This is a genomic window from Pseudomonas sp. R4-34-07, assembly GCF_003852375.1.
Taxonomy (GTDB): domain Bacteria; phylum Pseudomonadota; class Gammaproteobacteria; order Pseudomonadales; family Pseudomonadaceae; genus Aquipseudomonas.
In genome coordinates, this window is sequence record NZ_CP027760.1 from 5,022,650 (window position 1) to 5,047,014 (window position 24,365).

22 protein-coding genes and 1 other RNA gene are annotated in these 24,365 nt (G+C 58.1%); 9 read left to right on the forward strand and 14 right to left on the reverse strand.

Going from position 1 to position 24,365, the window contains the following annotated elements; genetic code table 11:
- Position 1: 1 nt before the first annotated feature.
- The 5 genes from carA to grpE form a co-directional block, all read right to left on the reverse strand.
- The gene (carA, locus tag C4J85_RS23125) at positions 2–1,138 is read right to left on the reverse strand and encodes a glutamine-hydrolyzing carbamoyl-phosphate synthase small subunit (protein WP_124408192.1); all 1,137 of its coding nucleotides are present in this window, start codon (positions 1,136–1,138) and stop codon (positions 2–4) included.
- Positions 1,139–1,397: 259 nt separating this feature from the next.
- Positions 1,398–2,204, reverse strand: a complete 807-nt coding sequence (gene dapB / locus C4J85_RS23130; protein WP_053137815.1) for a 4-hydroxy-tetrahydrodipicolinate reductase — start codon at positions 2,202–2,204, stop codon at positions 1,398–1,400.
- Positions 2,205–2,214: 10 nt separating this feature from the next.
- On the reverse strand, positions 2,215–3,339 hold the full coding sequence (gene dnaJ / locus C4J85_RS23135; RefSeq protein ID WP_124371893.1) for a molecular chaperone DnaJ: 1,125 nt from the start codon (positions 3,337–3,339) through the stop codon (positions 2,215–2,217).
- Positions 3,340–3,657: 318 nt separating this feature from the next.
- Complete coding sequence (dnaK, locus tag C4J85_RS23140; protein WP_124368384.1) at positions 3,658–5,574, reverse strand: molecular chaperone DnaK; 1,917 nt, start codon at positions 5,572–5,574, stop codon at positions 3,658–3,660.
- 102 nt (positions 5,575–5,676) lie between these two features.
- A complete protein-coding gene (gene grpE / locus C4J85_RS23145) occupies positions 5,677–6,237 on the reverse strand; it encodes a nucleotide exchange factor GrpE (protein WP_057725007.1) in 561 nt (186 codons plus the stop codon).
- Positions 6,238–6,491: 254 nt separating this feature from the next.
- On the opposite strand from grpE, the gene recN reads away from it, so the two are divergent.
- Positions 6,492–8,165: a DNA repair protein RecN gene (recN, locus tag C4J85_RS23150; protein WP_124410796.1), complete on the forward strand. Its 1,674-nt coding sequence runs from the start codon at positions 6,492–6,494 to the stop codon at positions 8,163–8,165.
- An 86-nt stretch (positions 8,166–8,251) separates the two neighbouring features.
- Here the strand turns inward: recN and fur are convergent, their stop codons facing one another.
- Positions 8,252–8,656 carry a ferric iron uptake transcriptional regulator gene (gene fur, locus C4J85_RS23155; protein ID WP_003194220.1) on the reverse strand — a complete coding sequence of 135 codons (405 nt, stop codon included), beginning with the start codon at positions 8,654–8,656 and terminating at the stop codon, positions 8,252–8,254.
- 98 nt (positions 8,657–8,754) lie between these two features.
- Here fur and C4J85_RS23160 point away from each other — a divergent pair, with 98 nt between their 5' ends.
- On the forward strand, positions 8,755–9,282 hold the full coding sequence (locus C4J85_RS23160; RefSeq protein WP_124371896.1) for an outer membrane protein assembly factor BamE: 528 nt from the start codon (positions 8,755–8,757) through the stop codon (positions 9,280–9,282).
- A 56-nt stretch (positions 9,283–9,338) separates the two neighbouring features.
- Here C4J85_RS23160 and C4J85_RS23165 read toward each other — a convergent pair whose 3' ends face one another.
- Together C4J85_RS23165 and C4J85_RS23170 are read right to left on the reverse strand one after the other, a co-directional pair.
- Positions 9,339–9,641 carry an RnfH family protein gene (locus C4J85_RS23165; protein WP_124408194.1) on the reverse strand — a complete coding sequence of 101 codons (303 nt, stop codon included), beginning with the start codon at positions 9,639–9,641 and terminating at the stop codon, positions 9,339–9,341.
- A complete protein-coding gene (locus C4J85_RS23170) occupies positions 9,634–10,068 on the reverse strand; it encodes a type II toxin-antitoxin system RatA family toxin (protein ID WP_124368388.1) in 435 nt (144 codons plus the stop codon). The genes C4J85_RS23165 and C4J85_RS23170 overlap by 8 nt, the downstream gene beginning before the upstream one ends.
- Before the next feature lie 169 nt (positions 10,069–10,237).
- Here C4J85_RS23170 and smpB point away from each other — a divergent pair, with 169 nt between their 5' ends.
- A complete protein-coding gene (gene smpB / locus C4J85_RS23175) occupies positions 10,238–10,720 on the forward strand; it encodes an SsrA-binding protein SmpB (RefSeq protein ID WP_003176160.1) in 483 nt (160 codons plus the stop codon).
- Between the two features lie 37 nt (positions 10,721–10,757).
- Here the strand turns inward: smpB and C4J85_RS23180 are convergent, their stop codons facing one another.
- Positions 10,758–11,525, reverse strand: a complete 768-nt coding sequence (locus C4J85_RS23180; protein WP_124364453.1) for a GntR family transcriptional regulator — start codon at positions 11,523–11,525, stop codon at positions 10,758–10,760.
- A 250-nt stretch (positions 11,526–11,775) separates the two neighbouring features.
- On the opposite strand from C4J85_RS23180, the gene C4J85_RS23185 reads away from it, so the two are divergent.
- From C4J85_RS23185 to C4J85_RS23205, 5 genes are all read left to right on the forward strand, one after another.
- The gene (locus tag C4J85_RS23185) at positions 11,776–13,470 is read left to right on the forward strand and encodes a lactate permease LctP family transporter (protein ID WP_124368389.1); all 1,695 of its coding nucleotides are present in this window, start codon (positions 11,776–11,778) and stop codon (positions 13,468–13,470) included.
- A gap of 70 nt (positions 13,471–13,540) precedes the next feature.
- Positions 13,541–16,351 (forward strand): FAD-binding and (Fe-S)-binding domain-containing protein, encoded by a 2,811-nt coding sequence (locus C4J85_RS23190; RefSeq protein WP_124410797.1) that lies wholly within the window; start codon positions 13,541–13,543, stop codon positions 16,349–16,351.
- A gap of 136 nt (positions 16,352–16,487) precedes the next feature.
- Complete coding sequence (locus C4J85_RS23195) at positions 16,488–16,766, forward strand: hypothetical protein (protein ID WP_124368391.1); 279 nt, start codon at positions 16,488–16,490, stop codon at positions 16,764–16,766.
- Positions 16,767–16,859: 93 nt separating this feature from the next.
- Positions 16,860–17,256: a transfer-messenger RNA gene (gene ssrA / locus C4J85_RS23200) on the forward strand.
- Between the two features lie 185 nt (positions 17,257–17,441).
- Positions 17,442–18,698, forward strand: a complete 1,257-nt coding sequence (locus C4J85_RS23205) for an integrase domain-containing protein (RefSeq protein ID WP_014719966.1) — start codon at positions 17,442–17,444, stop codon at positions 18,696–18,698.
- Between the two features lie 166 nt (positions 18,699–18,864).
- Here the strand turns inward: C4J85_RS23205 and C4J85_RS27790 are convergent, their stop codons facing one another.
- From C4J85_RS27790 to C4J85_RS23230, 5 genes are all read right to left on the reverse strand, one after another.
- The gene (locus tag C4J85_RS27790) at positions 18,865–19,134 is read right to left on the reverse strand and encodes a hypothetical protein (RefSeq protein WP_124410798.1); all 270 of its coding nucleotides are present in this window, start codon (positions 19,132–19,134) and stop codon (positions 18,865–18,867) included.
- Complete coding sequence (locus tag C4J85_RS23215) at positions 19,131–20,111, reverse strand: integrase domain-containing protein (RefSeq protein WP_124411227.1); 981 nt, start codon at positions 20,109–20,111, stop codon at positions 19,131–19,133. Before C4J85_RS23215 ends, C4J85_RS27790 begins: the two co-directional genes overlap by 4 nt.
- Positions 20,095–20,448 carry a hypothetical protein gene (locus tag C4J85_RS23220; RefSeq protein WP_124410799.1) on the reverse strand — a complete coding sequence of 118 codons (354 nt, stop codon included), beginning with the start codon at positions 20,446–20,448 and terminating at the stop codon, positions 20,095–20,097. Before C4J85_RS23220 ends, C4J85_RS23215 begins: the two co-directional genes overlap by 17 nt.
- Positions 20,441–21,832: a YfjI family protein gene (locus tag C4J85_RS23225; protein WP_124410800.1), complete on the reverse strand. Its 1,392-nt coding sequence runs from the start codon at positions 21,830–21,832 to the stop codon at positions 20,441–20,443. Before C4J85_RS23225 ends, C4J85_RS23220 begins: the two co-directional genes overlap by 8 nt.
- A gap of 1,083 nt (positions 21,833–22,915) precedes the next feature.
- Positions 22,916–23,446, reverse strand: coding sequence for a LasR-specific antiactivator QslA (locus tag C4J85_RS23230; RefSeq protein WP_124410801.1), 531 nt, complete (start codon positions 23,444–23,446; stop codon positions 22,916–22,918).
- 521 nt (positions 23,447–23,967) lie between these two features.
- Here C4J85_RS23230 and C4J85_RS23235 point away from each other — a divergent pair.
- A complete protein-coding gene (locus C4J85_RS23235; RefSeq protein ID WP_124410802.1) occupies positions 23,968–24,300 on the forward strand; it encodes a hypothetical protein in 333 nt (110 codons plus the stop codon).
- Positions 24,301–24,365 lie beyond the last annotated feature (65 nt).

The window sequence follows — 24,365 nt, forward strand, 5'->3', positions numbered from 1 at the left end:
GTCAGCGTCGCTTGGCCATCTCATTGATGAAACGGTCGAACAGCGGCGCTACGTCGTTCGGGCCCGGGCTGGCTTCAGGGTGGCCCTGGAAGCTGAACGCGCTCTTGTCGGTGCGCTCGATGCCTTGCAGGGAGCCGTCGAACAGCGACTTGTGAATGGCGCGCACGTTAGCCGGCAAGGTCGCTTCATCCACCGCAAAACCGTGGTTCTGGCTGGTGATCATTACAACGCCAGTATCCAGATCCTGCACAGGATGGTTGGCGCCGTGGTGGCCGTGCCCCATTTTCAGGGTCTTGGCGCCGGAAGCCAGGGCCAGCAACTGGTGGCCCAGGCAGATGCCGAATACCGGGATCTCGGTTTCCAGCACTTCCTTGATCGCCTGGATGGCGTAGTCGCATGGCTCAGGGTCGCCTGGGCCGTTGGACAGGAACACACCGTCCGGCTGCAGGGCGAGCACTTCACTGGCCGGGGTTTGTGCAGGCACCACGGTTACGCGGCAGCCCCGCGCAACCAGCATGCGCAGGATGTTGTATTTGACGCCGTAGTCGTAGGCAACCACATGATACGGAAGCTCGGCCGCGTCGATGGTCGCGTGACTGTCGGTCTTCAGGTCCCAGACAGTGGAGCGCCATTCGTACTTTTCTTTGACGCTGACGACTTTCGCCAGGTCCATGCCCTTCAGGCCAGGGAACCCTTGCGCCGCGGCAATCGCCGCCTCTTCGGAGATATTGTCACCGACCATGATGCAGCCATTCTGCGAGCCTTTTTCACGCAGGATGCGCGTGAGGCGGCGCGTATCGATACCGGCGATCGCCACCACGTTGTTGGCTTTCAGGTAATCGGACAGCGACATCGTGTTACGCCAGTTGCTCGCAACCAGAGGCAGGTCACGAATTACCAGACCGGCCGACCAGACACGATCAGACTCGACGTCTTCCGGTGTAGTACCGGTGTTGCCGATGTGCGGATAGGTCAGGGTGACGATCTGTTGGGCGTAGGAAGGATCGGTAAGGATTTCCTGATAGCCGGTCATGGCAGTGTTAAACACCACCTCTCCAACGGTTTGACCGTCGGCTCCAATGGCTTCGCCGCGAAAAATGCTGCCATCAGCAAGGGCGAGTATGGCTGGCTTAGTCAAGAAGACCTCCCGTAAATAAAGCCTGAAAGGGCGATCGCAGGTTGTAAAAAAGCGGAGTGACGTATGGACACGTCACCCCGCTTCTTCACCGAATAATTCTGCGCGCTTTTAGTGGACACACTAAAGCTGTAGCTTACAGAAAAAGGCTTTTTGGGTCCACCGCTAATGAGCCTTAAAGGCAGGAGAATGCGACAGGGCGTCGCCTAGCGGGTAAAAACGGGGCCCAAGCATAAGCTTGAGGCCCTGTTTAAGCTACTGATTAGTGCAGGTCGAGCACGTCGCGCATGTCGTACAGCCCAGGCTCGCGCCCCTCCAGCCAAAGCGCAGCACGTACCGCACCCTTGGCGAACGTCATGCGGCTGGAAGCCTTGTGCGTGATCTCAAGGCGCTCGCCTTCAGTGGCGAACAGCACGGTGTGATCACCCACCACATCACCACCGCGCACTGTCGCAAACCCAATAGTGTCGCGCGCGCGAGCACCGGTGTGCCCCTCGCGGCCATACACCGCCACTTTCGACAGGTCACGCCCCAATGCATCGGCGATAGCCTCACCCATGCGCAAAGCAGTTCCGGACGGCGCATCGATCTTGTGACGATGATGGGTTTCGATAATCTCGATATCCGCCTCATCACCCAATACGCGAGCGGCCATGTCCAGCAACTTGAGAGAAAGGTTCACGCCCACGCTGAAGTTAGCAGCGAAGACCACAGGGATATCCTTGCCCGCCTCTACCAGCAATTGCTTCTGCTCAGCCGTCAAACCGGTGGTACCGATCACCATCGCCTTGCCTGCCTTACGACAGAACGCCAGATTTTTCAGCATCACCTCGGGCAGCGTGAAATCGATCAATACGTCAAACTCGTCAGCCACCTGCTCCAGGTTGCCGGACAACGAAACGCCGATACGGCCCAGCGAGGCCAACTCACCGGCATCCGCACCGATCAACGTGCTGCCCGGGCGAACGATCGCCGCGGTCAGCCCGGACGCCGGCGAGCGCTGCTGCACCGCTTCGACCAGCGTCTTGCCCATGCGCCCGGCAGCGCCCATTACGGCTATACGTCGCATACTCAATTCCTTACAGGTCGCCGAAGAAGCGCTTCACGCCATCGAAAAAGCCCGTGGTTTTTGGCGAGTGGGAGTCATCACCCGCTAACGAACTGCGGAACTCTTCAAGCAGCTCGCGCTGACGGCGATTCAAATTGACGGGCGTTTCTACCGCCACACGACACATCAAGTCGCCCGCCCCACCACCGCGCACTGGCGCAACGCCTTTGCCACGGATACGGAACTGCTTGCCGGTCTGCGTGCCCTCGGGGATCTTGAGCTTGACCCGCCCGTCAAGGGTCGGAATTTCCAGCTCGCCACCCAGGGCCGCATCGACAAAGCTGATCGGCACTTCACAGAACAGATGCTTGCCATCGCGCTGGAAGATCGAGTGCTCGCGCACATTGATGACCACGTACAGGTCGCCCGTGGGCCCACCCTGGGCACCCGCCTCCCCCTCGCCCGACAGACGAATGCGGTCGCCGGTATCCACGCCCGCCGGCACTTTCACCGACAGCGTCTTGTACTCTTCGACACGGCCTTCGCCATGGCAGGAGTCGCACGGATCGGAGATGATCTTGCCCTGGCCATGGCAGCGCGGGCAGGTTTGCTGCACCGAGAAGAAGCCCTGCTGCATACGAACCTGACCGATGCCGCCGCAGGTCGGGCATGTGATAGGCGAAGAGCCTTTCTTTGCACCCGAACCGTCGCACGGCTTGCAGTTGACCAGCGTCGGTACACGGATATTGACGTTGGTGCCGCGCACGGCTTCTTCCAGGTTCAGCTCCAAGGTGTAGCGCAAGTCGCTGCCACGCTGGGCACCGCCACGCTGGCCGCCACGGCCACCACCAAAGAAGTCACTGAACACATCACCGAAAATATCGGAGAAGTTCTGCCCACCAAAACCGGCACCGCCGCCGCCCATGCTTGGGTCGACACCGGCATGCCCATACTGGTCGTAGGCTGCACGCTTGTTCGGATCAGACAGACATTCGTAGGCCTCATTGGCCTCTTTGAACATTTCTTCGGATTCTTTGCTATCCGGATTACGGTCCGGGTGGTGCTTCATTGCCAGACGGCGGTAAGCCTTTTTCAGGTCCGCGTCGGCGCAGCCACGCTCCACACCCAATACTTCGTAATAGTCACGCTTTGCCATAAGTCTTTGCACTCTTAAGGACGTTCAGCCAGACCCTCCTGAGCCTCGCCAAACTCGTTGAGCCCCAATGCAGGCCCGGACCCAACTCACGTCAATTCAACGATCCTGGTCATTACTACTTTTTAGCCGGCCACCCGACTAAAAACGCGGCATTTACTGCTCGGAAAGCAGGAGCATTCCCGATCACACCGCCAGCATCCGAACGCTGTCGCATACTGTAAAAATTCGCATACCCCAGACACGCCAACGCGGGAGCAAGCTCCCGCGCGGCGACATCCTACCAGTCACCGCTTGTGAGCGGTCAACCGGGCGACCAAGTTACTTCTGGTCTTTGACTTCTTCGAACTCGGCATCGACCACATCGTCGTGCTTGGCTTCAGGCTCTGCTTGTTGTGCAGCACCTTCGGCCGGCTGGCCTTGCTCGGCGTACATTTTCTGAGCCACTGGCGCGGACACCTTCGACAGCTCTTCAACCTTGGCTTCGATAGCGGCCTTGTCGTCGCCTTTGATAGCGGCTTCCAGGGCAACCACGGCAGCTTCGATTGCAGTTTTCTCTTCGGCAGTCACTTTGTCGCCAGCGTCAGCGACCATTTTGCGCGTCGAGTGAACCAGCGCGTCACCCTGGTTACGGGCACCAGCCAGCTCAGCAAACTTGGCATCCGCATCAGCGTTGGCTTCAGCATCACGAATCATCTGTTGAATTTCTTCATCAGACAGGCCGGAGTTGGCCTTGATGGTGATCTTCTGCTCTTTGCCGGTAGCCTTGTCTTTCGCACCAACGTGCAGGATACCGTTGGCGTCGATGTCGAAGGTCACTTCGATCTGCGGCACACCACGTGGAGCTGGTGGAATCTCGGCCAGATCGAATTTACCCAGGGACTTGTTCTGGGCAGCTTGCTTACGCTCGCCTTGCAGCACGTGAATGGTCACGGCGCCCTGGTTGTCATCAGCAGTCGAGAACACTTGGGATTTCTTGGTAGGAATCGTGGTGTTTTTCTCGATCAGCGCAGTCATTACGCCACCCATGGTTTCGATACCCAGGGTCAGCGGGCTGACGTCCAGCAGCAGCACGTCTTTCACATCACCGGCCAATACCGCGCCCTGGATGGCAGCACCCATGGCAACCGCTTCGTCCGGATTCACGTCTTTACGTGCTTCTTTACCGAAGAACTCGGTTACTTTCTGCTGCACCAGCGGCATACGCGTCTGGCCACCGACCAGGATCACGTCGTTGATGGAACCAACGTCGATACCGGCGTCTTTCAGCGCAATGCGGCAAGGTTCGATGGTGCGCTGAACCAGGTCTTCAACCAGCGCTTCCAGCTTGGCGCGAGAGATCTTCACGTTCAAGTGTTTAGGGCCGGTTGCGTCTGCAGTGATGTACGGCAGGTTCACGTCGGTGGACATGCTCGACGACAATTCGATCTTGGCTTTCTCAGCAGCTTCTTTCAGGCGCTGCATCGCCAGCGGGTCACCCTTGAGGTTCATGCCGCTTTCTTTCTTGAATTCGTCAACGAGGTAGTCGATCAGACGGATATCGAAGTCTTCACCACCCAGGAAGGTGTCGCCGTTGGTGGCCAACACTTCGAACTGGTGCTCGCCGTCAACTTCAGCGATTTCGATGACCGAAACGTCGAAAGTACCGCCACCCAGGTCATAAACGATCACAGTGTGGTCGCCTTTGGCCTTGTCCATACCGTAAGCCAGGGCAGCTGCGGTAGGTTCGTTGATGATACGTTTTACGTCCAGGCCCGCGATGCGGCCGGCGTCTTTGGTCGCCTGGCGTTGGCTGTCGTTGAAGTAGGCCGGAACGGTGATCACCGCTTCGGTCACGGCTTCACCCAGGTAGTCTTCTGCAGTTTTTTTCATCTTTTTCAAGACTTCAGCCGAAATCTGCGGCGCAGACATCTTGTTGCCATTTACTTCAACCCAGGCGTCACCGTTGTCAGCCTTGGCGATTTTGTAAGGCACCATCTTGATATCTTTCTGTACGACTTCTTCGTCGAACTTACGACCGATCAGACGTTTTACCGCGTACAGGGTGTTGTGCGGGTTGGTAACAGCCTGACGCTTGGCAGACTGACCGACCAGAATCTCGCCGTCATTGGCGTAAGCGATGATCGACGGCGTGGTACGCGCGCCTTCAGCGTTTTCGATAACCTTGGCCTTGCCGTTTTCCATGACCGAGACGCACGAGTTGGTGGTCCCCAGGTCGATACCGATAATTTTGCCCATGATTCACTCTCCCGAAACTTGAATTTGGATGCCGCAGCAGTTGTGGCTAACTGCGGTAGCACTTAAACGCTTGACTTATAAATGGGGGCCTTGCGGCGGATTTCAAGCCTGCTCATCAATAGAAGGCGAAACGGGTGCCGGCGCCTTGCTCACCACGACCATCGCCGGGCGCAACAAGCGGCCATTGAGCAAGTAACCCTTCTGGAACACTTTCAATACGCTGTTAGGCTCGAGGTCATGACTTTCCTGCATCGCCATTGCCTGGTGGTGCTCCGCGTTGAACGGCTCACCGCCTTGCGGATCGATGGCTTCCAACTGATAACGCTTCAGGGTGTCCTGGAACATTTTCAGGGTCAGTTCGATCCCTTCGCGCATAGGGCGGATGTTTTCGTCGTCCGGGTTGGACAATTCGAGGCCACGCTCCAGGCTGTCAATAATCGGCAGCAGGTCGTTGGCGAATTTTTCCAACGCGAATTTGTGAGCCTTTTCTACGTCCTGCTCGGCACGACGGCGGACGTTCTGCAGATCGGCGGCAACACGCAACGACTGATCCTGCGCTGCGGCCAGCTGCTCTTCGAGCACTTGCACACGAGTTCCCAGTTCATCACCGGCAGCCGAATTGGCGTCTGGCGTTTGCGTATCCTGCGTCTGTTCGTCAGCCATAGATTTCTCCTTTCAAAATCATGCGCGAACTCAACTCGCGCTTCTGTTCCGGTATATGGGGCCACAATTTTCAGGTTCAAGGGCGCAGGCGTTACCAAAAGTCTTTCGCATGTCTTGGATCATTTCCTGCCTCTACATTCCTAATCGCGCTAAGAAAACACATCGATCAAGCAAATCGAGCTAAGCGCCAGGATTGTCAGCCCAGAACAAAACACTGTATAAATAACCAGACCTAAAGCCTGGGAGCGACCTTCATGCTCGTGCACCTGTCCGTACATAACTACGCCATCGTTGAACATCTGGATCTCGAACTGGATCGCGGCATGAGCGTAATCACAGGCGAGACCGGCGCCGGCAAGTCGATCATGCTCGACGCCCTGGGCCTGACACTCGGCGACCGCGCCGATAGCGGCGTGGTGCGCCCCGGCGCCGATAAGGCCGATATCCTGGCCACCTTCGACCTGGTGGACATTCCCGAAGCCGAGGCCTGGCTGGCCGAGCGCGACCTCAATAATGACGGGCCGTGCATCCTGCGCCGGGTGATCACCGCCGAAGGACGCTCACGCGGCTACATCAATGGTACGCCCTGCCCCCTTGGCGACCTCAAAGCCCTGGGCGAATTGCTGATCGATATTCACAGCCAGCATGAACACCAATCCCTGCTTAAAACCGACACCCATCGCCGCTTGCTCGATGAGTATGCCGGTGCCACCGAACTTGCCCGCCAGGTTCACCTGGCCGCTCAACGCTGGCGGCAGACGCGCCAGGAACTGGAGCGCCTTTCCAATTCCGGCGACGAGCAACGCGCTCGTCACCAACTGCTCAGCTATCAACTCGAAGAGCTGGAAAGCCTGGGCCTGGGCGAGACCGAACTGGAGCAGCTTGAGCAGGAACACAAGAACCTGACCAACGCCGAAACACTGCTGGGTATCTGTCGCCAGGTGATCGAGCAATGCAGCGAAAGCGATTCCGGCAATGTGCTTAACGCACTGACGGCGAGCCTCAATCGGCTGTCCAGCGTGAATAACGCGTCCGGCTCACTGAGTGAAGCCACCACGTTGCTGACCAGTGCGCAAATCCAGGTGGAGGAAGCGGTCGGCGAGCTGAATCGCTTTCTGGATCATTTCGATGCCGACCCGGCGCGCCTGCAGGAAATAGAAGAGCGCCTGGACACCATCTACACCCTGGCGCGCAAGCATCGAATCCAGCCAACCGAAGTGGCGGCGATGCAGCAAAAACTGCTGGATGAAATCGAAACCCTGAACGCGAACGACGAGTCCATTGAACGCCTCGGCGAAGAACTCGCCTCCTTCGCTCGGCATTATCAGGAAAAAGCTCGCGAGCTGAGCGACCTTCGCCAGCAGGCCGCCACCCGCCTGGCCGGTGCCGTAGAACAGGAAATCCAGCGCCTGGGCATGCCCGGTGGCCGTTTCACCATCCAGTTGAACGCCAACACCAGCCATGAGCTGCAACCCCACGGACTGGAACAGGTGGAGCTGCTGGTCAGCGCCAACCCAGGGCAACCGCTCAAAGCCCTGGCAAAGGTCGCCTCCGGTGGCGAGCTTTCACGGATCAGCCTGGCGATCCAGGTCATCACCGCGCAAACCTCGCGCGTACCGACACTGGTGTTCGATGAAGTGGACGTAGGCATTGGCGGGCCGACTGCAGAGATTGTTGGCCAGTTGTTGCGACGCCTGGGGGATCGAGGCCAGGTGCTTACGGTGACCCACTTACCGCAAGTGGCAGCCCAAGGGCATCAGCATTTGTTCGTGCACAAGGTGCGAGGCAGCGACGCGACGCGCACGGCCGTGTCCAAGCTGAACAAGTCGGAGCGCGTGGAAGAAGTGGCGCGGATGCTTGGCGGTATTGATTTGACCAAGGAGTCTCTGGCTCATGCGAAGAAAATGGTCGTCGCCGCGAAGGCTTGAGGCGAGCATTTTGCTTCTTATATAAAGCACGAAGGCGACCCTAGGGTCGCCTTCAATCGTTTCGCAGAGCAACTCTGCGTCGATTTTTACTTTTTCTTACGGATGTACAGCACCAGATTATGGTCGACCAAATCGAAGCCATGCTCCTCAGCGATCTTATGCTGCAGCGCTTCGATCTCAGGGCTGGTGAACTCGATTACCTCATTGGTATCCAGGTCAACCATATGGTCGTGATGCCCGCCGTCGGCCAATTCAAACACTGCATGACCGCCGTCGAAATTATGACGAACCACCAGCCCTGCGGCTTCAAACTGGGTCAGGACACGGTAAACCGTGGCCAGGCCGACGTCTTCATTAGACTCCATCAGCGCCTTGTAAACGTCCTCGGCACTCATGTGGCGCTGCTCAGCAGAATCGAGCATTTGTAGAATCTTGACTCGGGGCAGAGTCACTTTGAGACCGGCTTTGCGTAGTTCGCTATTTTCAACCATGGTTAGCTTTCTCGCGGATGCTGCTTCGCAGCTTCTCTTAATACGGGTATGATCGGCGTTTACGTTGTCCCAGCCAAGATAGTGGAAGTCGCCCACCGATGCAAAACACCAAGCTCTTGCTAACCAGTTTCACCTTTGTGGGACTGCTCGCACTCGCCGGTTGTTCATTCCCCGGGGTTTACAAAATCGACATCCAGCAGGGCAATGTCGTCACGCAGGACATGATAGACCAGTTACGCCCGGGAATGACCCGACGGCAAGTACGGTTTATCATGGGCAATCCCCTGCTGACCGACACTTTCCATGCCGATCGCTGGGATTATCTCTACAGCATCCAGCCTGGCGGCGGTGAGCGCCAGCAGGAGCGCGTCAGTGTCATCTTCAATGGCAATGACCAGCTTGTCAGCCTGTCCGGTGACTTCATGCCCGGCGTAAGCCGCGATGAAGCGCTGATGGGCAAGGATAGCGGTACCAGCGTGACCGCCCCCGCACAGGAAGCCGAGAAGCCGAAATCCGAGGTGCCGGCCAAGCCAGGCTCCTTGCTGGACCAGATCCAGAAAGACGTCGATGGCGTGGAAACCGTGCCAGTCCCGACGCCACAGCCTCTGGACACCAGTCCGCAGTAACCAAGGCGACACTCAACAAAAAGCCCGGCATGCCGGGCTTTTTGTTGTTTGCTGATTTATGCGCCTTGCTGTCTGGCCTTCGCCGCTTTGGCCGCACGCTGCCTGCGCACTTCCTTGGGATCTGCCAGCAACGGCCGGTAGATTTCAATTCGATCACCTGGCTGCACCGCACGCGTATCAGCGTCGGCAACCACCTTACCGAAGATTCCCAACGGGCATTCAGCCAGTTCCAACTGCGGGAATTGCTCAGCAATCCTCGACATGTGAACCGCCGCCCTCAGGCTTGTGCCCTCCGGCACCGCCACCGCCAGTAACACCTGGCGCTCAATGGCGGCATGCACCACTTCAATTTCAACCATGCAGTTGCTTGGCTCGCTGGCAGAACGCATCCACCAGCGTATTCGCCGCCTGGTTGAACAAGGGTCCCAGTGTCGCCCGGACAATGGGCCCGGCGTAATCGAACGACAGATCCAGGCTGATCTTGCAGGCCTTGTCCGTCAGCGCCTTGAATACCCATACCCCATGCAACTGGGTGAACGGCCCCTCCTGCAGATTCATCTCGATGGATTTTCCAGGTACCAGCACATTGCGCGTAACAAAATGCTGACTAAGCCCACCCTTGGCTACGCCGACGCTGGCCACCATGTACTCATCACCGCCCTCCAACACCTCGGCAGTCGAGCACCACGGCAGGAATTCCGGGTAACGCGCCACGTCGTTGACCAGATCATAGAGCGCCTGCGCGGGATAGGGCAGCAGGGCCGAACGTTGAATATGCGTCGTCATGTGAGCGTTATTTCCACAGCTGAGCGGGCAAACATCGCGAAAGAACAGCCAGATCCGCGAGAGAAAAAAACCAAAGAACTGCCGGCATTGTCCGGGATTCATCGAACACGCTCAAGCACGCAGGTTGACCGTAGCCGACTCGCTCGCAACTCCCTATAATGCCGCCCCTATGGCTAAACAAAAGAAACACCCCACAGGGACCATCGCGCAAAATAAAAAAGCGCGACACGATTACTTCATCGAACATCGGTTCGAGGCTGGTCTGGTCCTGGCCGGCTGGGAAGTAAAAAGTCTGCGTGCCAGCAAGCTGCAGCTGGTCGACAGCTATGTGCTGCTCAAGGATGGCGAGGCATGGCTGCTTGGCAGTCATATCACCCCGCTGACCACCGCGAGCACCCACGTAATTGCCGACCCGGTGCGCACGCGCAAGCTGTTGCTCAATGCCCGGGAGCTGGAAAAACTCGCTGCGGCAGTGCAACAGAAAGGCTACGCCTGCATCTGCTTGTCCTGGTACTGGAGCAAGCACCTGGTCAAGTGCGAAATTGCGCTGGGCAAGGGCAAGAAGGAATACGACAAGCGCGATACCGAACGCGAGCGAGACTCCAATCGCGAATTGCATCGCGCGGTGCGCAACAAGGGCAAGGAAGAATAACCTTGTGACCCTGTAGCCTCGGGCAACTCGCCCGAGGCTACATGCCTTTACGTCGCTCCGCCCGGGCCACGCGCTGAACTTCCTGACGCACCTCCTCCAGCACTTCCTGCACATACAGCAGGTGACGTGTTGAAATTTCGCGCGCCTGCTCGGCTCGCCCTTCAATAATTGCCAGGTACAGGTCGCGATGCTGACTGATCAGCATGTCGCGGGTTTCGGTGCGCTGTTGATACATGCCGCCAATGTTGGTCACCACGTTACGCTTGAGCAGATCGAACAGCCCGCGAATGGTATGCAGCAATACGGCGTTATGACTGGCCTCGGCAATGGCCAGATGAAACCGCGCATCTGCGGCACCCTCCTCCACTCGACTCACCTCATCGGCCCGCGCATAACAATCCTGCAACGCTTCGAAAGCCGCCGTCAGCCGCTCACGGTCAACTTCCGTTGCTCGTAATGCCGCGTAATACGCGCAAGAAGCTTCCAGTGTCTGGCGAAACTCCAACAGGTCCCGTTGAGCTTCAGGGTTGTTTTCCAACAGATTCAACAGAGGATCGCTGAAGGTCGACCCCAGGGATTCCACGACATAGTTGCCACCGCCCTGACGACTGACCAACAACCCTTTGGCCGCCAGCTTCTGGATCGCTTCTCGCAGCGATGGCCGTGACACGCCAAATTGCTCAGCCAAAGCACGTTCGGCCGGCAAGCGCTCGCCCGACTTCAACGTGCCCTCAAGGATCATGCCCTCAAGTTGCTCGACGATGTCGTCAGACAAACGGCGCTGACGCACCTGATCAAACCCCATAACCCACTCTCCGCCATCCCGACCACTCGCCGGGGCTTCTATTCTGGCCTATTGCCGCGCTCGCGGCACCTATCAGAACGCCTTCGATTCACCCCATCAGAACAACCACGCCCGGCTGTACGACCAAAGTTTCGCGGGCGGCAAATTGACACACCCCCAACAAGCCTCTTAATCTAGCCCATAGCGGTTGTAAATTGGTATTACCAATTACCCAAGCCATACAAACAACAACAATCAGGGGCCACCCCATATGCAAACCTGGCAACAGCTCTACAGCCCTCTCGGCAGCCTCGGTGTATCCGCACTGGCCGCCGTTATCCCCATCGTGTTTTTCTTCCTGGCCCTGGCCGTGTTCCGCCTCAAGGGGCACGTGGCCGGCAGCATCACCCTCGCGCTGTCGATCCTGGTCGCCATCTTTGCCTTCCAGATGCCGGTAGACATGGCCCTGGCCGCCGCCGGCTACGGCTTTGCCTATGGTTTGTGGCCGATTGCGTGGATCATCGTGGCCGCAGTATTTCTCTACAAGTTGACAGTCAAGAGCGGTCAGTTCGAGGTCATCCGCAGCTCGGTCCTGTCGATTACCGACGATCAACGTTTGCAGGTACTGCTGATCGGCTTCTGCTTCGGCGCGTTCCTCGAAGGTGCGGCCGGTTTCGGTGCGCCCGTGGCAATCACCGCCGCATTGCTGGTCGGCCTGGGTTTCAACCCGCTCTACGCCGCCGGCCTGTGCCTGATTGCCAACACCGCCCCAGTCGCCTTTGGCGCGCTGGGCATCCCGATCATCGTTGCAGGCCAAGTCACCGGCATCGACGCGTTCAAGATCGGTGCCATGACCGGCCGCCAACTGCCGCTGCTGTCGTTGTTCGTGCCCTTCTGGCTGGTGTTCATGATGGACGGCCTGCGCGGCGTTCGCGAAACCTGGCCCGCAGCCCTGGTGGCGGGCCTGAGCTTCGCCGTCACCCAATATTTCACATCCAACTTCATCGGCCCGGAATTGCCGGACATCACCTCGGCACTGGCCAGCCTGATCGCCCTGACCCTATTCCTGAAAGTCTGGCAGCCCAAGCGCAGCGCCGGCGCGCAGATTGCCGGCGCCACCTCGAGTACAGCGGTTACCGCCAGCGCTGGCGGCTTCGGTTTGCCACGCAACACGGTTGTTTCGCCGTACAGCCTGGGGCAGATTTTCAAGGCATGGTCGCCGTTCCTGATCCTCACCGTGCTGGTCACCATCTGGACGCTCAAACCCTTCAAAGCGATGTTCGCCGCAGGCGGCTCGATGTACGGCTGGGTCTTCAACGTTGCGATCCCGCACCTGGACCAACTGGTGATCAAAGTCGCACCGATCGTAACGAACCCCACGGCCATCCCGGCCGTATTCAAGCTGGACCCGATCTCAGCAACCGGCACCGCGATTTTCTTTTCTGCGCTGATCTCGATGGCAGTCCTGAAAATAGACTTTAAAACTGGTCTTACCACTTTAAAAGAAACCTTCTACGAGCTGCGCTGGCCAATCCTGTCCATCGGCATGGTGCTGGCCTTCGCCTTTGTCACCAACTACTCGGGCATGTCCTCCACCATGGCCTTGGTCCTGGCCGGCACCGGCGCTGCCTTCCCCTTCTTCTCGCCTTTCCTCGGCTGGCTTGGGGTTTTTCTGACAGGCTCGGACACCTCGTCCAACGCGCTGTTCAGCTCGTTGCAAGCCACCACCGCACACCAGATCGGCGTCAACGACACCTTGCTGGTAGCGGCCAATACCAGTGGTGGCGTGACCGGCAAAATGATCTCGCCGCAATCCATCGCCGTGGCCTGTGCGGCGACCGGCCTGGTGGGCAAGGAATCCGACCTGTTCCGCTTCACCCTCAAGCACAGCCTGTTTTTTGCCACCCTCGTCGGGTTGATCACCCTGGCGCAGGCATATTGGTTCACCGGTATGCTGGTGCACTGAGACCTGCACGCAAAAGAGTAAAAACCGACGCCAGGCAACGGTTCCGGCGTCAGCTATTTCTGGAGGACCGATGAGCCTGCCTGCAGCATTCCTGAGCGACGTCGCACAGCTGATTCCGAAGGATCGGCGTTTCGACGATCCACTTTCCACCCTCGCCTTCGGCACCGATGCCAGCTTTTACCGATTGATCCCACAGTTGGTGATTCGCGTTGAGTCGGAAGACGAAGTCGTCACGCTGCTGCAACTGGCCCAGCGCGACCGCGTCCCCGTGACCTTCCGCGCGGCGGGCACCAGCTTGTCCGGCCAGGCCATCAGCGACTCGGTGCTGATCGTGCTGGGGGATCAGTGGAATGGCCGCGAAATACGAGGGCATGGCACCCAGATCCGCCTGCAACCGGGCGTCATCGGCGCCCAGGCCAACGCCTGGCTTGCGCCATTCGGGCGCAAGATCGGGCCGGACCCGGCGTCGATCAATGCCTGCAAAATTGGCGGCATCGTCGCTAACAACGCCAGTGGCATGTGCTGCGGTACGGCACAAAATACCTACCACACCCTGGCCGGCATCCGTCTGGTGCTGGCCGACGGCAGCCGCCTGGACACCGAAGACCCCGCCAGCGTCCAAGCCTTCCGCCAGACCCACGGCGCGCTGCTTGAGCGCCTGGCAACACTGGGCCGCGAAACGCGGGCAAATGCCGAACTCTGCGCAAAGATCCGCCACAAATACCGTCTGAAAAATACCACCGGCCTGTCGCTCAATGCCCTGGTGGATTTCGACGACCCACTGGAGATCCTCAGCCATCTGCTGGTGGGCTCCGAGGGCACGCTGGGGTTTATCAGCGCGGTGACCTACAACACGGTGATCGATCACCCGAACAAAGCCTCGGCGCTGATCGTGTTCCCGGATGTCGAGACCTGCTGCAACGCGGTAACCGTGCTGAAAACCCAACCGGTCTCGGCGGTTGAGCTGCTGGACCGGCGCAGCCTGCGCTCGGTACAGGACAAACCGGGTATGCCGGCGTTCGTACAGCACCTGTCGGAAAATGCCTGTGCGCTGTTGATCGAATCCCGCGCCGCCTCCCCTTCATTACTGCATGAACACATGGCGCTGATCATGACCTCCCTCGCCTCTTTTCCGGTGGAGAAGCAGGTCGACTTCACTGAGGACCCGCTGGAAAACGCCCGGCTCTGGGCGATCCGCAAAGACACTTTTCCCGCCGTGGGCGCCGTGCGCAAAACCGGCACGACGGTCATCATCGAAGACGTCACCTTCCCGGTTGAACAACTGGCGATTGGCGTTAATCGTTTGATCGAACTGTTCGACAAGCATCACTACGACGAGGCCATCCTTTTCGGACACGCGCTGGAAGGCAATCTGCATTTCGTCTTCACTCAAGGCTTCAACAGCGCGAAAGAAATCGCACGCTATCAGGCGTTCATGGACGACGTTGCACAGCTGGTGGCGGTTGAATTCGGCGGCTCGCTGAAAGCCGAACACGGCACTGGTCGCAACATGGCGCCGTTTGTCGAGCTGGAATGGGGCAGCGATGCCTATCAACTGATGTGGCAGCTCAAGCGCCTGCTCGACCCCAACGGCATCCTCAACCCGGATGTGGTGCTCAGCGATGACCCGCAGATTCATCTCAAGCACCTCAAGCCCCTGCCCGCCGCCGACGAGCTTGTGGATAAGTGCATCGAATGCGGCTTCTGCGAGCCGGTGTGCCCGTCCAAAGGCCTGACTTTGAGCCCGCGCCAGCGCATTGTGATCTGGCGCGATATCCAGGCCAAACAACGCGCCGGCGTCGACACCACCGAATTGGAAGCGGCCTACCACTACCAAGGCATCGACACCTGCGCCGCGACCGGGCTGTGCGCCCAACGCTGCCCTGTCGGCATCAATACCGGCGACCTGATGAAAAAACTGCGCAGCCGCGACGCCGACCGTACGAAAACCGCCGAATGGCTCGCCACCCATTTCGCCACTGCGCTGCAAGGTGCGCGCTTTACTCTGCATGTGGCCAACGGCGCGCGCATGCTGCTGGGAGCGCCGCGCCTGGCGAAGTTATCGGCCACCGTCACCCGGCTGTCCAAGGGCCAGGTCCCACAATGGACCAACGCCATGCCGCAACCGGAAAAAGCCATTCGCTTCAGCCCGGCCGTCACCGACGAGCGACCGCGGGTGGTCTACCTGGCGGCCTGTGTCTCACGCGCCATGGGCCCGGCTGCGGGGGATAAAGAGCAAATGTCGCTGTACGACAAAACCCGTGGTCTGCTGGAAAAAGCCGGTTACCAGGTAGTCTTTCCCGACCATCAAGACAACCTGTGCTGCGGCCAACCCTTCGCCTCCAAAGGCTATGCCGAACAGGCAGAACACAAGCGCCAGGAACTGCTCGGCGCCCTGCTCCACGCCAGCCGTGGCGGCCTCGACCCGATCTATTGCGACACTAGCCCGTGCACCCTGCGCCTGATGCAAGACCTGGGCGAGACACGCCTGAACCTCTACGACCCGGTACGCTTTATCCGCACCCACCTGATGGACCGCCTCGACTTCACGCCGCAGGAAGCGCCGATTGCCGTCCATGTGACCTGCAGCACCCAGCACCTGGGTGAAAGCCAAGCGCTGATCGACCTCGCCCGACGCTGCGCCAAAACCGTCGTCATTCCCGAAGGCATCCACTGCTGCGGTTTTGCCGGCGACAAAGGCTTTACCACCCCAGAACTCAACGCCCACGCACTGCGCACCCTCAAGGACGCGGTGCAACAGTGCAGCGAAGGCATCTCCACCAGCCGCACCTGCGAGATCGGCCTGAGCCAGCACGGCGGCATCGATTATCACGGTTTGGTGTACCTCGTAGACCGCGTGACCCAGGCCCGCGCCCATTAAGCCTGCAAAAAAACAGAACCCCTGCGCGCCGGCGTAGTCATCTGCATAGGCCTCGACAAACGAGGCTCATCCGTGATGTCGCTGGCAGGCCCCCAACGCCGGCAGCGTCGAGCCCAATTGTGCAAGGAGATACCCTATGAAGCGTTCCGCTCTTGCTGGCTTGTTCATTACCGCTGCGATGCTGGCATCCCCTGCTTTTGCGGCCGATGATAAAGACCTGTGCCAGATCAACCTGGACAAAATCAACAACGGTAAAGCGCTGCTCGCCACCGATACCAGTGGAAAAAGCGGCGAAATAGACACCGCCGTCTCCCAAGCGAAAGCAGCCAGCGCCGCCGGCGATCACAAGAAGTGCATCGAAATCACCTCCAAGGCCCTGCAAGACCTGCAGAACAGCGACAAAGGCGGTCAGTAAGCGATAGGGCCGACCTTCGGGTTGGCCTTTCGTGAAGGTTTGGCGTACACTACACAAGCTTGTCACTCACTAGAAACAACGAGTTACAAGCACGGGGCCGTTTAGGATTCGACGCCGGTCGCGAAACTTTAGGTGCATGCCGAGTTGGTAACAGAACTCGTAAATCCACTGTTGCAACTTCTTATAGTTGCCAATGACGAAAACTACGGCCAGGAATTCGCTCTCGCTGCGTAAGCAGCCTTAGCCCTGAGCTTCTGGTACCTTCGGGTCCAGCAATCACCAGGGGATGTCTGTAAACCCAAAGTGATTGTCATATAGAACAGAATCGCCGTGCAGTACGTTGTGGACGAAGCGGCTAAAACTTACACAACTCGCCCAAAGCACCCTGCCCTTCGGGTCGCTGAGGGTTAACTTAATAGAAACGGCTACGCATGTAGTACCGACAGCGGAGTACTGGCGGACGGGGGTTCAAATCCCCCCGGCTCCACCATTTGATCAACTAAAGACGTCCATGGACGTCTTTTTTTGTGCCTTAAATCCAGTAAATACTAGGGTTTCAGCGCTTATGGGAGCTTTGGAGAGTTTCTGAATTCCAGCCGCTTTGGTATCCCAGGTGGTATCCCGGACTGCCAAATGCTATTTTCAGGATACCAAAACGGTGCTGGAGGTAGCCCTATGCCTACTAACGCAACCCGCCTCTCCGATCGCCAGCTCAAGGCAGTCAAGGCAACCGGTAAAGATTTCGTCCTCAGCGACGGTGATGGCTTACAGCTTCGAGTACGTGCGAGCGGCTCAATGATGTGGAATTTTAATTACCGCGAGCCCCTGACCAGAAGCCGTATCAATATGGCGCTTGGTCCATACCCCGACCTTTCGCTAGCCAACGCCCGAAAGAAAGCCGCAGAGGCGCGTGAGCTGCTCGCTTTAGGCACTGATCCCAAAACCCAGCGTGATGAGGTAAGGCAAGCCAAACTTGCTGAGACTGAACACACTTTCGAGAAGGTGGCCACCGCCTGGTTCGAGCTAAAGAAAGACTCCGTAACCAAAGCCTACGCCGAAGACATTTGGAGATCGCTGACACTCCATGTTTTCCCAAGCATGAAAACCACGCCGCTCTCTCAAATCACTGCTCCGATGGTTATTAAAATCCTTCGCCCAATCGAGGCCAAAGGGAGCCTCGAAACTGTGAAACGATTGAGTCAGCGACTCAACGAGATCATGACCTATGGGGTCAACTCCGGGCTGATATTTGCGAACCCCCTCAATGGCATTCGGGCGGTGTTCAAGAAACCCAAGAAAGAGAACATGGCTGCGCTACCACCTGAGGAGCTTCCCGAGCTCATGATGGAAATCGCGAATGCCAGCATCAAACGCACGACCCGCTGCCTGATCGAATGGCAGTTGCACACGATGACCCGCCCTGCCGAAGCAGCCACCACACGATGGGCAGATATCGACTTCGACAAACGCATTTGGACCATTCCGCCAGAGCGCATGAAAAAGCGTCGGCCGCACACAATCCCTCTTACCGATCAGGCACTTTCGTTACTGGAGACACTCAAGCAACTCAGCGGTAACAGAGAGTACGTGTTCCCCTCAGATAGAAACCCCCGCACCCATGCCAATAGCCAGACCGCCAACATGGCGTTGAAGCGCATGGGCTTTCAGGACCGTCTAGTCAGCCACGGCTTGCGCTCGATGGCGAGCACCATCCTGAATGAGCATGGCTGGGATCCGGAGCTGATCGAGGTCGCACTGGCGCATGTCGACAAGGACGAAGTTCGTAGCGCCTACAACCGGACGGATTACATCGAACGCCGGCGTCCGATGATGGCTTGGTGGAGTGAACATATCCAGAAGGCGGCCACCGGCAGCCTGTCGGCATCGGCCATCAATCAAACCAGAGATCGCAACGTCGTACCGATTCGCTGAACATCCAAAAGGTACGCGCCACCGACTACGATCCGTGTCGTGTAGTAGGGCGAAAGGAGTGACGACAATCGCTAGATCTCTGGTATGCCTGCGCCTCTTCAGCCAAGCCCCTGAGTATGGGAAGGCTCCGCATTCCCATACTCAGGGGCTCACGCTTAAAGGTCTATCAGGCAACCACGACTTTTGCCTTTCTGCGGCGGATCAACCCTGCTGTTAAGTCGTAGTAGTAGACGGTAGCTGGAGCTGAGCATCGCAGGTAGTGCTCCAGAAACCATCTCACGTGCTTTTCTCTCCAGGACCAGGGAGTCGCGCAACCCCAGCGCTCACGAATCACCTCGTGCATCCTCTCTGCTTGCCTGATGTGCCGCTGCCGCGTGGCATGTGCACCTTTGAGCACGGGGCGCAGAAACAACGCTATGTCGAACTCGGACGTCATCGCCGACCTCCGATGTAGGCACTCACCACATCGATGCGGTTATGTCCCAATTCGTGGCTGATCTGCTGTCGTGCACGCAGATCAAGCTCTCGATCTTCTCGATGAACACGACCGCCATTGACGGGTGTATTCAAGCCAGTCAGTTGCTCATAACGCTCACAGGCGTAAGCCGCCCGCAACTCATGAAAGCCTCTCAATCCATGCTCATGCAAGATGCCCCGTGCCGGTCGCACAACTGACTGTATAAACTCTTTGTAGCTCTCGTTGGGGGCCAACAGGTTCCGACTGCGACTGGGTGAAGCCTCCCAGGCCCTATCCAAGGTGCCACGGATTTGATCGGTGACCGCGATCCAACGCGGCGCTGATGAGCCTGACCGACCACCTTTGGTTCCATCCTGGATGTTGATCTTGCCCAGTTGCCGAGCCTCACGTTGCAGTCGGGGCAGATCCGCCAGGATCGCCTCACGCAAGCGCATACCAGTATCCCGGGCCAGATGCACAATTGCGGCAACACGCTGCTGACCTCGCTCTGACAGTGCCCGTGCGATCAACTCGACCTGCACACGGTCTTGGCCTTGCGGGGGCTCACTACGCACGCTTGAGCGCTGCAAGCCCAGCGCCTTGCTCGGACTGGGGATTTTGACGTACTGATCACCGCGCAGCGCGGCCATCGTTCGGTTGACGCTGGACAGGCGGTTCTGCGCGGTGGCGATGCCGACGTTGCCCTGATCAACCTGCTCCCGCATGTGAGTGGCGTACCGCATGAGGATCTCGCGGCCGATCTGTCGCGCGTCATTGAGCCTCGGGCCTTCCTCGGAACGACACCAACGCACAAAGGCCTGCCAGCGATCGCTATGGGCTTTGACGGTAGCAAAATGGCCGTCGCCAAATAGATCTTTCAAGGCTTGCGGTCCGGCATAGCTGAGCTGGCGACCGAAGCCGAAATTGCGCCCAAATCGCTTACCAACCCGAGCCATTTTTCTTTTCCTGATCGACTGCAGCGAGATCATGCAAAAGGGCTCGCCAGTGCGCGTTCACGATGGGGATCTGAGCCCAATCGGTCGGGCGAAAACACAGCGTGTTGTCGGCGACGTAAAGATGTGCGCCCTCCTCTTTCAACCACTGAATGATGGCGGTCGTCGAGGTGATAGTTTTACGGACGGTGGCGACATCGGCGACAGCGGCGACAACCCTTGCTCTGCCTGGCTTTGAGTGTGGCGACAACGTGGCGACAGTAGCGGCGACAAATCGCGCTTTCGGCTCCTTTTGGCGCTGAGCGAGATGGTTGCGTAGCGCTTCATCAAGATTAAACATGGCGCACCTCGAAGGTGTGGCCGTCGGTGATCAACCACTGATGATCAAGCAACTCGACTAAAAGCTTGGTGGCATGGCGACTGCTCTTACGAGCAAAGCGGGGCCCGTTGCGGTTCAGGTCTCGAATACTAAAGCGCTTCCAATCTTTGACCTGCAGCCAGCGCAACAGCCGGTCCGCCTCCTCCTTAACTCGACACACTGGCTCCTGCTCAGTCAGACGCTGGATCTCGGTGAGGTAGTAACCGACTAAGGCCGAGGCCCGTTGGATATGGTCGACCTCCACGACGCTGCTCTCCTCCACAACTGCAAGAATGCCGGCGACGCGCAGCAGGTTATCGGCGGCCTTCGATCCGCTAGGCCGTACGCTGGCCAGCTCGCCAAACTCACCCAGTTGGGCTTCGATGGCATCATGCAGATCAATCCAGCGACGACGAGCCAGTGGACTGAGGCTCAGCGGTGATAGACGCAAGGCACCGCCAGCGGAAAGTGACCAAGGCTGATAAAACAGAGCCGAAAGGCGGTGATGATAGCGCTTGAGGGCGGCATCTTTGGACAAGTCGACAGCCTGGTAGCTACGTTGCCCGGCTACACTGGTGGGCCAGGTCATCAGGCAGCGGCCGAGAATGCCTTGCCCTTGCAGCAACGGGTCACTGAGTAACTGCATGGCTAAATATGGTTGCAGCATCAGATGCAGGCTCAAGCGCCGGTCGTAGGCTCGCAAGCTTTCACCAACCATGGAGCGCGCGCGATCTATCGGGCTACCGTCCCAGAGTGACGACAAGGTTGTGACCGCCTTCAAACGGTTATCCCGACTCATGGTGCTGCTGCCGAGGAATTGTCCGCCCTCGTCACAGAACAGGCCCATGCTCGGCAAGTCATGACAGAGCCCCTTGATCAGGGCCTCGATAGTCGGGTCTGTGGTTATCAGCCTAGGGGCTGAAGGCTCTGCTTCGAGCGGCACCCCGTTCGTGGACTCAGGATCGGCAGGGTTGATACGCTGCGCCTGCCGTTGTGCGGCACGGTGCTGTGCAAGCTGTTCGCGGTAACGCTGCCACTGCTCACGCTCCCATTGCCGTGCTGGCAATAATGCACATCGATCTGCTGCCGTTTTGCGATCGCCGGACGCGGCCACCGTGATCAGGTACAGCGACAGCGGATAATTTCTTCCGTCGAGCTGTAAGCCCGCATGACCTTGAGTGGCCAGTGCCGAGGCAGCCAACACCGATTGCGCGGCCAGTGCCTGAGGCACGCCGATGACCTCGGCCATGCGCTCCACCGCAGGCCCAAGAATCCCACCCAGTGCCTGCACCGGATAAAGCTGGGCCACAGGATTCGACTCAATCAGCGGACGTGGTAGTTCAAGCTTCGGATCTAACTGCTGCATGGCCCCTCTCCTCGTTCATTGCTGGTTGTCCTCACGTATTCCCGCCACGGCTGTTGAGTGTTATCAGGGATCAAGGCCCCTGCGGCCTGTGAGGTGTTCACTGACGCGGAACGCACGGCTCCTTACGACCGGGAGCGAGGGCATGAACCCAAAGACCTGACCTCCTTCGCGCATCCGAAGATACGGGCGGGTGGAGGCTGTGCCGACTGACGAGTTCGGCGCCTAGAGATCCTGGGTGGGAGAAGGCAACGACATGGACACCTGAGGCATGCCTGACTATCAGTCAGGTGCAGCCCTTCCATAGGCTGCGGCAACCGGCGCCTGTGTCGTTACGGATGGCGACGAATCGGATTTGTCAGATCGATTGTCACGAGGAGAGTTGCAGCAATGCCCTGTACGACGCGGCTTGCAGCAGTGTTACGAACGCCCGTCTCTTTCCAGGAGAAAGAGACGGGCACGGCCTGGCGCAGTGAAGTGTGCCGAAAGGTGAAGTTGCTGCAGCGCAGCGAGGAAGGTCCATCGTCTGCCGCAGCAGACAGATAAGTCGAGTAGGCATCCATCACTCCTGGGGAGTGACCGTGCGAGCCGCCGGACGCTAATCGCACTTCGGGAGAACCACCACACAAATGGCGTAGCCTTGAAGGCTCTGGCTACCTGGGCTGGTGCTGTCAACGACAGCGGTCCATGCGCCAATTTTTATACCCACTCGAAAAGGCGGTCAAGCCTCATGGCCAAAGCGTACAAAAAGTGGCGACAGTCGCCACTTTTGTCGCCAGCCTCTAGGCCCCGTTCTGCGGGGATTGTCGCCAGTGTCGCCAGTGTCGCCGGTGTCGCCACGTCCTAGCCATACCCTAAAACAAGATTGGCTCTGACACTCTTCGAATGCGCTTCGCGCGATAGAGATCGTGGGGAATTACTGACGGGATACGACGGCGAGAAGCTAATCAAATTTGAAAAAGAACTGGAGAGCAAGTCGGCTTCGAAAAAAGCGAGTGAACCCTCCGATCGGCGCGATCAAAGATCGCTGGATCGGAGGGTTTGGCGGGAAAAGCAAAATCTCAAAGTCAATTACAGAATCAGGCATCAAAGCTGGTTGTTCGAGGGGGTGACCGCCTCAGGCCGCATGATCAGCGTCTGCTGCAACCGCAGCAAAAAACCGGCTTCAAACGCTTCCTGTGGATCACCTGGGTGATGACGCTTTCGGTTCTGCGCCAGTGCCCACCATAGCGGTAGTGATGAACCGTCAAGCCACGTCTGCGCACAACGAACGCCGTCCTCAATCATTGAGCTAAACTCATTGCTCCAGGGTGTTCGAATACCCGGACAGCCTTCAGCGGACGGGACAGCGTAGTACTCACCGATATGTTGATGGATGCGTTGAGCCGGAATACCAGTCAGATACCGGAACGCTTTGTCGAACAACACGGCGGCATCATCCAGCAGCTCTACCGCCAGCTCTACCTCCTGCGGAAAATGCAGCAAAATACTCTGTGCCCCATTAAGCCGAAGCGTAGCAGCCTGTCGCAGTTTAATGGCAGCATCTTCAGGGGTGAGCGATGCAGTATCAATGGTGTTGGGTTTGGGAAGGTTGGCAAGAAGCGAGAGATCAAACATCACGGAGTCCTCCGAGATAGTTTGCGGTACCAAAAAAACGGCCGGGGTGGCGCACGAGCTTAAAAGGGGGACAGGGCATTTTCCTTATCTCCTCGGACAGTTAAGGAGCCGTCCACCCAACCGTTCTGACACGAAATGGGTGGCGGACCGTACGGGGGTCAGAAACCGGCGTCCGAGGGAACCGGCCAGGCCGAAGCCTGCCCCGCACGGACCGCCATAGAAAAGCAGCAGCTAAGCCTCTGTAAGCACTTAATCACTAGCTATGGCGCTATGCGCCTCGAACAATGCAGGTTCTGACACCCGGTCACGGGATTGACCGCGACGGAGCAAAGCGTAAATGTGAAGCCGCAACAACACAAGAGTGCAATGGCAATCAACTCCATATGCAAATGAAAGGCGCCAGTAAAACGCTAACGCTCGCAGGTGCCTGGTGGCTCTATCGCCTACGTATGACCGAGTGACTACAAACTCCGACCGCACTGCTAGAATCGGCACATATGGCCACCCTCTAGAGAAATAGTATGAATACAAAGTTGACGGAAGAAGAAATGCGCCTGGCGCTATTCGGTGAAATTGAGTCTCCTAAACCGGCAATTAACTCACACACGCAAGGCACCGCTCCGGATGTCGTATTCGTACAACCTGTAAAGGAAGCGAAGAAAAGGAAAGTCTCAAGAGCCTTCACGCCAAGACTGAAAGTCACGCTTCGGGTGGGAAACGAGTTTGAAGGCCAAATGAAAGAGATGGTACATGAGGTTGATACGTTGAGCTCGCTCATCGCGGAGCAAGAAGCTGTTAGAACCGCCAGGAAAAAATTTAGATTTGTGGAAGTGATATTGGTTGAGTCGATGTAGGCTAGATTTTTAGCCTTGCATTACCGCGCCCCTTGGATTGGACTCCGTAAAGGCAGAAAAAAATA

Coding starts and splice junctions, on each gene's coding strand:
- C4J85_RS23190 (WP_124410797.1), top strand. CDS start 13,541: ATGAGCCTGCCTGCAGCATTCCTGAGCGACGTCGCACAGCTGATTCCG.
- dnaJ (WP_124371893.1), bottom strand. CDS start 3,339: ATGGCAAAGCGTGACTATTACGAAGTATTGGGTGTGGAGCGTGGCTGC.
- C4J85_RS23235 (WP_124410802.1), top strand. CDS start 23,968: ATGAATACAAAGTTGACGGAAGAAGAAATGCGCCTGGCGCTATTCGGT.
- C4J85_RS23225 (WP_124410800.1), bottom strand. CDS start 21,832: ATGCAGCAGTTAGATCCGAAGCTTGAACTACCACGTCCGCTGATTGAG.
- C4J85_RS23170 (WP_124368388.1), bottom strand. CDS start 10,068: ATGACGACGCATATTCAACGTTCGGCCCTGCTGCCCTATCCCGCGCAG.
- fur (WP_003194220.1), bottom strand. CDS start 8,656: ATGGTTGAAAATAGCGAACTACGCAAAGCCGGTCTCAAAGTGACTCTG.
- C4J85_RS23230 (WP_124410801.1), bottom strand. CDS start 23,446: ATGTTTGATCTCTCGCTTCTTGCCAACCTTCCCAAACCCAACACCATT.
- C4J85_RS23185 (WP_124368389.1), top strand. CDS start 11,776: ATGCAAACCTGGCAACAGCTCTACAGCCCTCTCGGCAGCCTCGGTGTA.
- dnaK (WP_124368384.1), bottom strand. CDS start 5,574: ATGGGCAAAATTATCGGTATCGACCTGGGGACCACCAACTCGTGCGTC.
- smpB (WP_003176160.1), top strand. CDS start 10,238: ATGGCTAAACAAAAGAAACACCCCACAGGGACCATCGCGCAAAATAAA.
- grpE (WP_057725007.1), bottom strand. CDS start 6,237: ATGGCTGACGAACAGACGCAGGATACGCAAACGCCAGACGCCAATTCG.
- C4J85_RS23165 (WP_124408194.1), bottom strand. CDS start 9,641: ATGGTTGAAATTGAAGTGGTGCATGCCGCCATTGAGCGCCAGGTGTTA.
- C4J85_RS23215 (WP_124411227.1), bottom strand. CDS start 20,111: ATGGCTCGGGTTGGTAAGCGATTTGGGCGCAATTTCGGCTTCGGTCGC.
- C4J85_RS23220 (WP_124410799.1), bottom strand. CDS start 20,448: ATGTTTAATCTTGATGAAGCGCTACGCAACCATCTCGCTCAGCGCCAA.
- dapB (WP_053137815.1), bottom strand. CDS start 2,204: ATGCGACGTATAGCCGTAATGGGCGCTGCCGGGCGCATGGGCAAGACG.
- C4J85_RS27790 (WP_124410798.1), bottom strand. CDS start 19,134: ATGACGTCCGAGTTCGACATAGCGTTGTTTCTGCGCCCCGTGCTCAAA.
- C4J85_RS23195 (WP_124368391.1), top strand. CDS start 16,488: ATGAAGCGTTCCGCTCTTGCTGGCTTGTTCATTACCGCTGCGATGCTG.
- C4J85_RS23205 (WP_014719966.1), top strand. CDS start 17,442: ATGCCTACTAACGCAACCCGCCTCTCCGATCGCCAGCTCAAGGCAGTC.
- C4J85_RS23160 (WP_124371896.1), top strand. CDS start 8,755: ATGCAAAACACCAAGCTCTTGCTAACCAGTTTCACCTTTGTGGGACTG.
- C4J85_RS23180 (WP_124364453.1), bottom strand. CDS start 11,525: ATGGGGTTTGATCAGGTGCGTCAGCGCCGTTTGTCTGACGACATCGTC.
- recN (WP_124410796.1), top strand. CDS start 6,492: ATGCTCGTGCACCTGTCCGTACATAACTACGCCATCGTTGAACATCTG.